This is a genomic window from Alteromonas sp. AWM4_230, from assembly GCF_056158305.1.
Map to the genome: position 1 here is coordinate 1 of NZ_JBSWTB010000005.1, position 7,500 is coordinate 7,500.

The 7,500-nt window shown below is 60.1% G+C and carries 8 protein-coding genes and 2 pseudogenes (1 of these 10 only partly in view); 7 read left to right on the forward strand and 3 right to left on the reverse strand.

Annotated features, from left to right (window positions below; all coding sequences use genetic code 11):
* Positions 1-242: 242 nt before the first annotated feature.
* Complete coding sequence (locus ACXACS_RS19945; RefSeq protein ID WP_474809386.1) at positions 243-449, reverse strand: accessory factor UbiK family protein; 207 nt, start codon at positions 447-449, stop codon at positions 243-245.
* Between the two features lie 199 nt (positions 450-648).
* On the opposite strand from ACXACS_RS19945, the pseudogene lgt reads away from it, so the two are divergent.
* From lgt to ACXACS_RS19970, 5 genes and pseudogenes are all read left to right on the forward strand, one after another.
* Positions 649-1,464 (forward strand): annotated as a pseudogene (gene lgt, locus ACXACS_RS19950) (prolipoprotein diacylglyceryl transferase); the annotation flags it as partial.
* Between the two features lie 458 nt (positions 1,465-1,922).
* The gene (locus tag ACXACS_RS19955) at positions 1,923-2,084 is read left to right on the forward strand and encodes an SAM-dependent methyltransferase (RefSeq protein ID WP_474809399.1); all 162 of its coding nucleotides are present in this window, start codon (positions 1,923-1,925) and stop codon (positions 2,082-2,084) included.
* 110 nt (positions 2,085-2,194) lie between these two features.
* Positions 2,195-2,746, forward strand: coding sequence for an SAM-dependent methyltransferase (locus tag ACXACS_RS19960; RefSeq protein ID WP_474809388.1), 552 nt, complete (start codon positions 2,195-2,197; stop codon positions 2,744-2,746).
* A 14-nt stretch (positions 2,747-2,760) separates the two neighbouring features.
* Complete coding sequence (locus ACXACS_RS19965; RefSeq protein WP_474809390.1) at positions 2,761-3,321, forward strand: purine nucleoside phosphorylase YfiH/LACC1 family protein; 561 nt, start codon at positions 2,761-2,763, stop codon at positions 3,319-3,321.
* An 848-nt stretch (positions 3,322-4,169) separates the two neighbouring features.
* Complete coding sequence (locus ACXACS_RS19970; RefSeq protein ID WP_474809392.1) at positions 4,170-4,445, forward strand: Hint domain-containing protein; 276 nt, start codon at positions 4,170-4,172, stop codon at positions 4,443-4,445.
* 456 nt (positions 4,446-4,901) lie between these two features.
* Here the strand turns inward: ACXACS_RS19970 and ACXACS_RS19975 are convergent, their stop codons facing one another.
* The gene (locus ACXACS_RS19975) at positions 4,902-5,477 is read right to left on the reverse strand and encodes an Lrp/AsnC family transcriptional regulator (RefSeq protein ID WP_474809394.1); all 576 of its coding nucleotides are present in this window, start codon (positions 5,475-5,477) and stop codon (positions 4,902-4,904) included.
* Positions 5,478-5,709: 232 nt separating this feature from the next.
* Here ACXACS_RS19975 and trxB point away from each other — a divergent pair.
* Together trxB and ACXACS_RS19985 are read left to right on the forward strand one after the other, a co-directional pair.
* Positions 5,710-6,654, forward strand: a pseudogene (gene trxB / locus ACXACS_RS19980) (thioredoxin-disulfide reductase).
* A 196-nt stretch (positions 6,655-6,850) separates the two neighbouring features.
* Complete coding sequence (locus tag ACXACS_RS19985) at positions 6,851-7,117, forward strand: RES family NAD+ phosphorylase (RefSeq protein ID WP_474809395.1); 267 nt, start codon at positions 6,851-6,853, stop codon at positions 7,115-7,117.
* 18 nt (positions 7,118-7,135) lie between these two features.
* Here the strand turns inward: ACXACS_RS19985 and ACXACS_RS19990 are convergent, their stop codons facing one another.
* Positions 7,136-7,500: the 3' portion of a hypothetical protein gene (locus ACXACS_RS19990; RefSeq protein ID WP_474809397.1), read on the reverse strand. Its footprint extends 145 nt past the window's final position; only the last 365 of its 510 coding nucleotides appear in the window; the start codon falls outside the window, past its right edge; the stop codon is at positions 7,136-7,138.

The following is a 7,500-nucleotide window of genomic DNA, read 5'->3' on the forward strand; positions in this document are numbered from 1 at the left end:
CACGATTTGGTCAGGTTAACAGAAAGAACTGGTCTGACTCAGCACCGGGGTTCTGGCAACCCTATTTATTGGGGATAACAGCAATAAGTTGTGGACAGAAGGCAACGGCGATCAAAATATTGGCGCCTCACGCAGCTTTGTCTTGATTAAACTCTGTAAGACGGCAAGATGCACAACACCGCACAATCCGAGGTCGGGATTGCGCGGCGCATGTCTTTTTCTGAAAAACTCTGAGTTGGACGTTACTTGTCCAGTTTCGCCTCAAGCGCAGCAATGCGTGCCTCAAGCGCGGCGTTCTCTTCACGCGCTTTCTGGGCCATCGCGCGAACGGCGTCGAATTCTTCGCGCGTGACGAAATCGCGATCAGCCAGCCAGCGGTCGATCATCGACTTCATCGCGTTCTCGGCCTCTTCCCGCGCGCCTTGCGCCACACCCATGGCGTTTGTCATCAGTGGATACGTCGTCGAGGATCTTGTTGCGGGTTTGCATGGCTTTACTCCGAAATCGCGGTTGGTCTCTATATGGGGAATGATTGGCGCGGGCTCAAGGTTGACTTGCCCCGCAAACCCCGGGCAATGAGACGCACATGCAGGCTGTTTTGAATTTCCCCATCTGTCGCCCGAATTGTTCTCGATCTCAGTGTTCGGGATGGAGTTCGCGCTGCGGTGGTACGCGCTGGCCTATATCGCCGGTATCCTGATTGCATGGCGATTGGGGGTTATGGCGCTGAAACGCCCGGCTCTCTGGCCCAACAAGACACCGCCAATGAAACCAGAACAGCTTGAGGATCTGATCACCTGGATCATCCTTGGCGTGATTCTTGGCGGGCGTCTTGGGGTTCGTCCTGTTCTACCAGCCCGCCTACTACCTTTCGAACCCTCTGGAGATATTGAAAGTCTGGCAGGGCGGCATGGCGTTTCATGGCGGGCTGCTGGGGGTTGTGATCGCGTCTTACGTTTATGCGCGGCGTCACCAGATCCCGGTTCTGTCCATGGCGGACCTGATCGCGCATACAGTACCACCCGGATTGCTGCTGGGGCGGCTGGCAAACTTCATCAATGCCGAACTGTGGGGCCGACCCAGCGAATTGCCTTGGGCGGTGATCTTCCCAGGTGGCGGCCGCGCAGGACTGTCCCGGCGTGGTCGCGGGTATGTGCGCCCGGCATCCCTCGCAGTTGTATGAAGCCGCGTTTGAGGGCCTGCTGCTGGGCGCCCTGCTGTTGTGGCTGGCCTATCGGCGCGGTGCCTTCCACAAGCCGGGCCTGATCATGGGCCTGTTTCATGGCGGGCTATGGCGCGTCGCGTTTCATTGTCGAGTTCTTCCGGCAGCCCGACGCGCAGTTCGTCTCACCCGGCAACCCGCTGGGGCTGGCCCTGCAGGTCGGCGGCTATGGCCTGACGATGGGGCAATTGCTGTCGCTGCCGATGATCGCGCTTGGCCTGTGGTTCGCCCTGCGTGCAAGGTCGGGTATCATGAGCCTGAGAGATCACCTGCTTGCGCCGGATCGCGCAGGACGGCCCGATGAGCGTGGCCGACTACATGACCGACTGCCTGCTGCATCCGACGCATGGCTACTACACGACTCGCGCGATCCACTTGGCGCGCAGGGAGATTTCATCACTGCCCCAGAAATCAGCCAGATGTTCGGAGAGTTGATTGGGCTGTCTCTGGCGCAGAGCTGGCTGGATCAGGGGCATCCTGAGCCGTTTCGTGCTGGCCGAGCTTGGCCCGGGGCGCGGCACGCTGATGGGGGATATGCTGCGCGCCACGGCCGCGTGTGCCCGGGCTTTCTCGATGCTGCCCGAGATCATACTGGTCGAGGCCTCGCCCGCCTTGCGGGATGTTCAGGCACAGACCTTAAGGGAATTATGAACCGCGCTGGATCAACACGGTCGCCGACCTGCCCGACGCGCCGCTGTTTCTGGTCGCGAACGAATTCTTTGACGCCCTGCCTATTCGCCAGTTCCTGCGTGATGGCGACGGGTGGCGCGAACGGCTGATCGGTGCCGGATGGCGACGCGCTGACTTGGGCATTGGGCCCGCAGGGCCGCAGCAGGTCGCTCTGAAGGATCGGCTGGCATGACACCAAAGATGGTGATCTGGTCGAGCTATGTGCGGCGGCCATACCCATCATCACCGTGATCGCAGGACGAATCGGCACCCATGGCGGCGCCGGGTTGATCGTGGACTACGGTGATTGGCATTCGCTGGGCGATACGTTTCAGGCGCTTCAGAGCACATGAGCGCGCCGACCCCTTGGCACTGCCCGGACAGTCCGACCTGACGGCGCATGTGGATTTCGAACCTCTGGCCCTTGCAGCCCGCGCCGCAGGATGCGCCCATACGCGCCTGACACCGCAGGGCGTGTTTCTTGAACGGCTGGGAATCACAACACGCGCGCAAGCACTGGCGGCGTCGCTCGGCGGGTCTGAGCTTGCAGCGCTGGTTGCCGCACATCGCCGGTTGACGCACCCCGAGGAAATGGGAAACCTGTTCAAAGTGCTGGGCCTCTACCCCGCCCCTATCCTCGCCACCACCCGGACTGGAACCATGACCCTGGAAATTTTGACCTCAGACTTGCTGTCGCCCATGCGCCACGGGTTCTTCAGCCGTCGCGGCGGCGCCTCATCGGGTATGTTTGCTGGCCTCAATTGCGGCTACGGCTCGTCCGATCAGACCGAAGCCGTTGCAGCTGAACCGCAAGCGTGTTGCGCAGGCGATGGAACGTTGCGCCCGAAGCGCTGATCGGTGTTCATCAGGTGCATTCACCAACCGTTCTGACCGTCGATGGACCGCTCAACGGTGAAAAACCCAAGGCAGATGCGGTGGTCACGGCAACGCCCGATCTGGCATTGACGATTCTCACCGCAGATTGCCAGCCGGTCCTGTTCGCCGATTCTGACGCAAACGTGATCGGAGCCGCCCATGCGGGTTGGCGCGGCGCGTCTGGACGGTGTGCTTGGAGGCGACGCTTGGACGCGATGGAAGCCCTGGGGCGCAACGCGGAAAACACGGTGGCCGTGATCGGGCCGTCGATTTCGCAACGTGCCTACGAGGTGGGTCCCGAGTTTTTAGACGAATTCGTCGCGGATTCTCCGGACAACCTACAGGTTCTTTGCAAACGGTACCGGGGACAGGCTGCAGTTCGATCTTGCCCGCCTTTGGCCTGCATCGGACTGCGACAGGCGGGCGTCGGTCAGGCCGAGTGGACACGCCACTGCACCTATTCCGGATCCCGAAAGATTCTATTCGTGACCGCCGGTCGACCCACGCGAAAGAGGCCGGACTACGGCCGCCTGATTTCCGCCATAAAACTTTAAGCAACACGGCCTGAATTGCGGCGATTTCGCCGCTTTTTCGCCACAATTCTTTGTGTCTACCTGAGTTGCTACAATTTGTATATTTATTGTCCGCTCTCAGGTGGTTATCAGCCAAAACTCCAGCAGGGCGCGACATATCCCGAAACGAAGAGAAACCGCAAACCGTCCTATGTCCTGAATTCATCCCGGATCAGCCTTATCGCCGCCGCAATGGCCCTGCAACATTGAGGCCTCAGAGGAAAACGGGGCAAAAGCTCCCAAACGGGCAGGACAAGAAATGAAGACGAAATCACGCTTTCTCAGCGCCGTGGTTGCGGCCACCAGAGAGCAACATCTGGAGATGCCGTGGAAACGGGTTTCCAGTCACTCGGTCAGGGTCGCACGCCGTCTGGCAGCGCGTCGCTGATTTAACAGGCCCCGCGAACCAGCTGCCGGTTCCCGGGGAACAAGACGCATAGTCGGAGGGGTGCTCCGACCCGCTGTGCGACCTACCGCGCAATATTGTGTGCGGTTCTGGTTTGGGGCGTGTGTGCGCAGGCAATTTCAGCCGGCGTTTGTATGAGTTTGTCTGGGGGATCAAGTGGTGACCAAAAGCGTGGGATTTATCTCAGTGACAACGGCCGTATCGCGCCTGTCGCCCTGCGGTCACCGATTTCTTTCATGGCACAAGTAGAATCCGATCAGGCGGGCCTGTACGGGGGTTCAGCTTGCCTGTGTCGGTTAGTAAGAGGGGACGGAATTGAAATGACATATTCCACGTTCGTTATCGCGCGCTGCCAGAAACGCCGTAGAAACGTCGGCGTTGCTGCGCGAATGCACCAAGACCAACGACGCAGAAAAAGGCGCAGTTGCGGCGCTACGAAGTCAGTACGCTGATGAGAAATGGGGATGTCGTACAGACCCGCCACATCGCGCCTGCCCTGCCCATGTTCGAAGACGCGTTCTGCGCCTTTACGCGCGGATCTCTGGTCGAAACCGAATCCGGGCCGATGGCAATCGAAGACCTGCTGCCCGGCGATACGGTTCTGACACAAAGCGGCACCTCGGAAACGGTTCTGTGGAAAGGATCCGTCACCCTTGATTACCGGGACGCGAGGATACGCGCGGCCGGACACGGCCGCTGACGCGGATCATGGCCGACACGTTCGGCATGCAAAAGCCAATGTCGGGTGTGATCGCTGGCCCCGCCGCACGGTTGCTGGGAACGCCTCGCACACCTGCGGCATGTGCACGGCGACGGATCAGGTCCTGACACCGGTATCACGAGTTCCAGGACGGCACGAGCGTCATCGAGACGCTGCCGCCGACCCCGGTCGAGCTGTTTCACATCTGCCTGAAACGTCATGCGGTGATCAAGGTGGACGGACTGCAATTCGAGTCGTACCACCCCGGCGCCAACACCATGCGCAAGGTCAGCCGGTCGCTTAGGTCCATCTACCTGAACCTGTTCGCGCATATCGACACGCTGAACGATTTCGGCCCTGCTGGTCTTGCCGCGCGCCGGAGACGGAGAGGTGGATGCGATAACCGCCTGAACTTAAGGCTACAATCTGCAATGTGGGGGCATTATGCAGCTATTATTAAGTTGGGTGTTTTACATGACGGTGGCAGCCTTTCTGCCACCGATGAAACCACATCCGAAAGCAGGCGGCGCTCACGCGGTCCGGCTCATCCGTTCTTCGAGAACATCGAAAGGTACGCCGGGCTCGTCTTTTGCGCCGCGGATAACCAGCGAAGTCTTTACGCTGGCCACGTTCGGCGTGGTCAGCAGATCGCCGGTCAGGAACTGCTGAAAACTGCTCAGGTCCGGGGCCACGCATTTCAGGATGAAATCCACCTCGCCGTTCAGCATGTGGCACTCGCGCACCAAGTGGCCACTCGCGGCAGCGTTCCTCGAACGCGCTCAGTTCGGACTCGGCCTGGCTTTCCAGACCGACCATGGCAAAGACCTGAACCTCGAATCCCAGCTCGCGCGAGTTCACTTCGGCGTGGTAGCCACGGATCAGGCCTGATTCCTCCAACGTCCGCACGCGGCGCAGGCACGGCGGCGCTGAAATGCCAACGCGTTTTGCCAGTTCGACATTGGTCATGCGACCGTCTGCCTGCAATTCCGCCAGAATCTTGCGGTCAATCTCATCCAGCCGTATCGCGACCATCAAATGCTCCTGATTTTTCGGTTGTTATATCAGCACCCGGACAGATGCGCAATAATCTTTCGCGGCCGCGCAATATTGTTTATTTTCAATGTCCTTTTTTTGTGCGCCATTCGCAGGGCGTGCATAGCGGGTGTGAAACAGGAAGGGGCTTTAAGCGCGGCACTGCGGGTCGCTATATCCATCCGCCAGGGGCCAGGCGCGCCCAAATCAGGCAGATCGAGTTGGGGGTACCATGTCCGAAACACGTCACACCAAGGTTCTGATCATCGGGTCGGGACCGGCCGGTTATACTGCGCGGCGTCTATGCCAGCCGCGCAATGCTGGAGCCAATTCTGGTTCAGGGCATTGAGCCCGGCGGTCAGCTCACCACCACGACCGAGGTCGAGAACTGGCCCGGCGATACCGAGGTGCAGGGCCCGGACCTGATGGTCCGCATGCAGGATCACGCCAAGGCGATGGGCTGCGAGGTGATCGGAGACATCATCAGCGATCTGGACGTCAGCAAACGCCCCTTCACCGCCAAAGGCGACAGCGGCACCACCTACACCGCTGATGCGGTCATTCTGGCCACGGTGCGCCCGCGCCAAGTGGCTGGGTCTGCCGTCGGAAGAAAAGTTCAAGGGCTTTGGCGTCTCGGCCTGCGCCACCTGCGACGGGTTCTTCTATCGCGGGCAGGAAATCGTCGTGATCGGCGGCGGCAACACCGCCGTGGAAGAGGCGCTGTTCCTGACAAACTTCGCCAGCAAGGTCACTCTGATCCACCGCCGTGATGAGCTGCGGGCCGAGAAAATCCTGCAGGACCGCCTGCTGAAGCACGAGAAAGATCGAGCCGCTGTGGTTCCACGAGCTGGAAGAAGTAGTCGGCACCGATGCGCCTTTGGGCGTCGAAGGCGTGCGCGTCAAGAACGTCAAAACCGGCGAGGTCACCGAGATCCCATGTAAGGGCGTGTTTGTCGCCATCGGCCACGCGCCTGCCAATGAATTGGTTAAGGATTTGCTGGAAACCCATATGGGCGGTTATGTCGTGACCAAGCCGGGCTCGACCGAGACATCGGTGCCGGGTGTGTTCGCTGCCGGCGACCTGACCGACCACATCTATCGTCAGGCCGTCACCAGCGCCGGTATGGGCTGTATGGCCGCGCTGGACGCAGAACGCTTCCTGGCGGAGCAGGACTAACCCGGTGCTGGAATTCTCCGGCCCGGTCTGGAGAATTCTGTTTCTGTCACAGATCGACGCCCCTCTGGCCCCCGCGAAGGCGCCCGAGGGGCGTTTTCATTATGCAGGACAGACCGCTCTCTATGCCTCTCTCAGCACAGAGGGTGCCGGTGTTGCGATTTGACGATATGTTTCGGACGGCGACCCGCCAAGGGTTTTGCAACGCGCGCGCATCACGGATGCGCGTCTGGTAGACCTGCGTGGGCAGCGCGACGCCTCGATTATCTGGCAGGACATCCACGACAGGCAGGGACGCTCACCCACGTGGCAATTTTCGGATCAGGCCCGCGCGATGGGCGCGGATGGATTGCTGTACAGCTCACGCTCACGCCCCGAGCTGAGCCACGTCGTGCTGTTCAACATCTCCCCTGCCCTGATCCGCACAGACGCAACTGCAACCAAATGGGTTCCGTCTTATTCTTGACCCATTCGCTCGCGCGTATCAGACTCTGGTACCAAGCAAAGCAAATGCAGGTGATCTGATTGAGTAGCGTTCTATGGCAAGGCGGGTGGGCAGCCCGGCTGCAGGATTGGCAGCGGCCTGATCCTGTTTGCCTTTGCCTTCTTTCATTTCATCAATATCGGGCTGGGGCTGTTTCATACTGATTACCTGCACGGAATGCAGGATGGCCGCAAAACCGTCACCCGCCACGATGCCATGAGCGTGCTCTTGTACGTTGCCTTGCTGGTCCATGCCGGGTTGGCGCGTATACCGATCAGCCAGCGCAGAACCTTGCGGATGCCGCTTGCGACCGGAGTGCAAGTAGTGCTGGGCCTGCTGATCCCGCTGCAGCGGATCTCTCATAT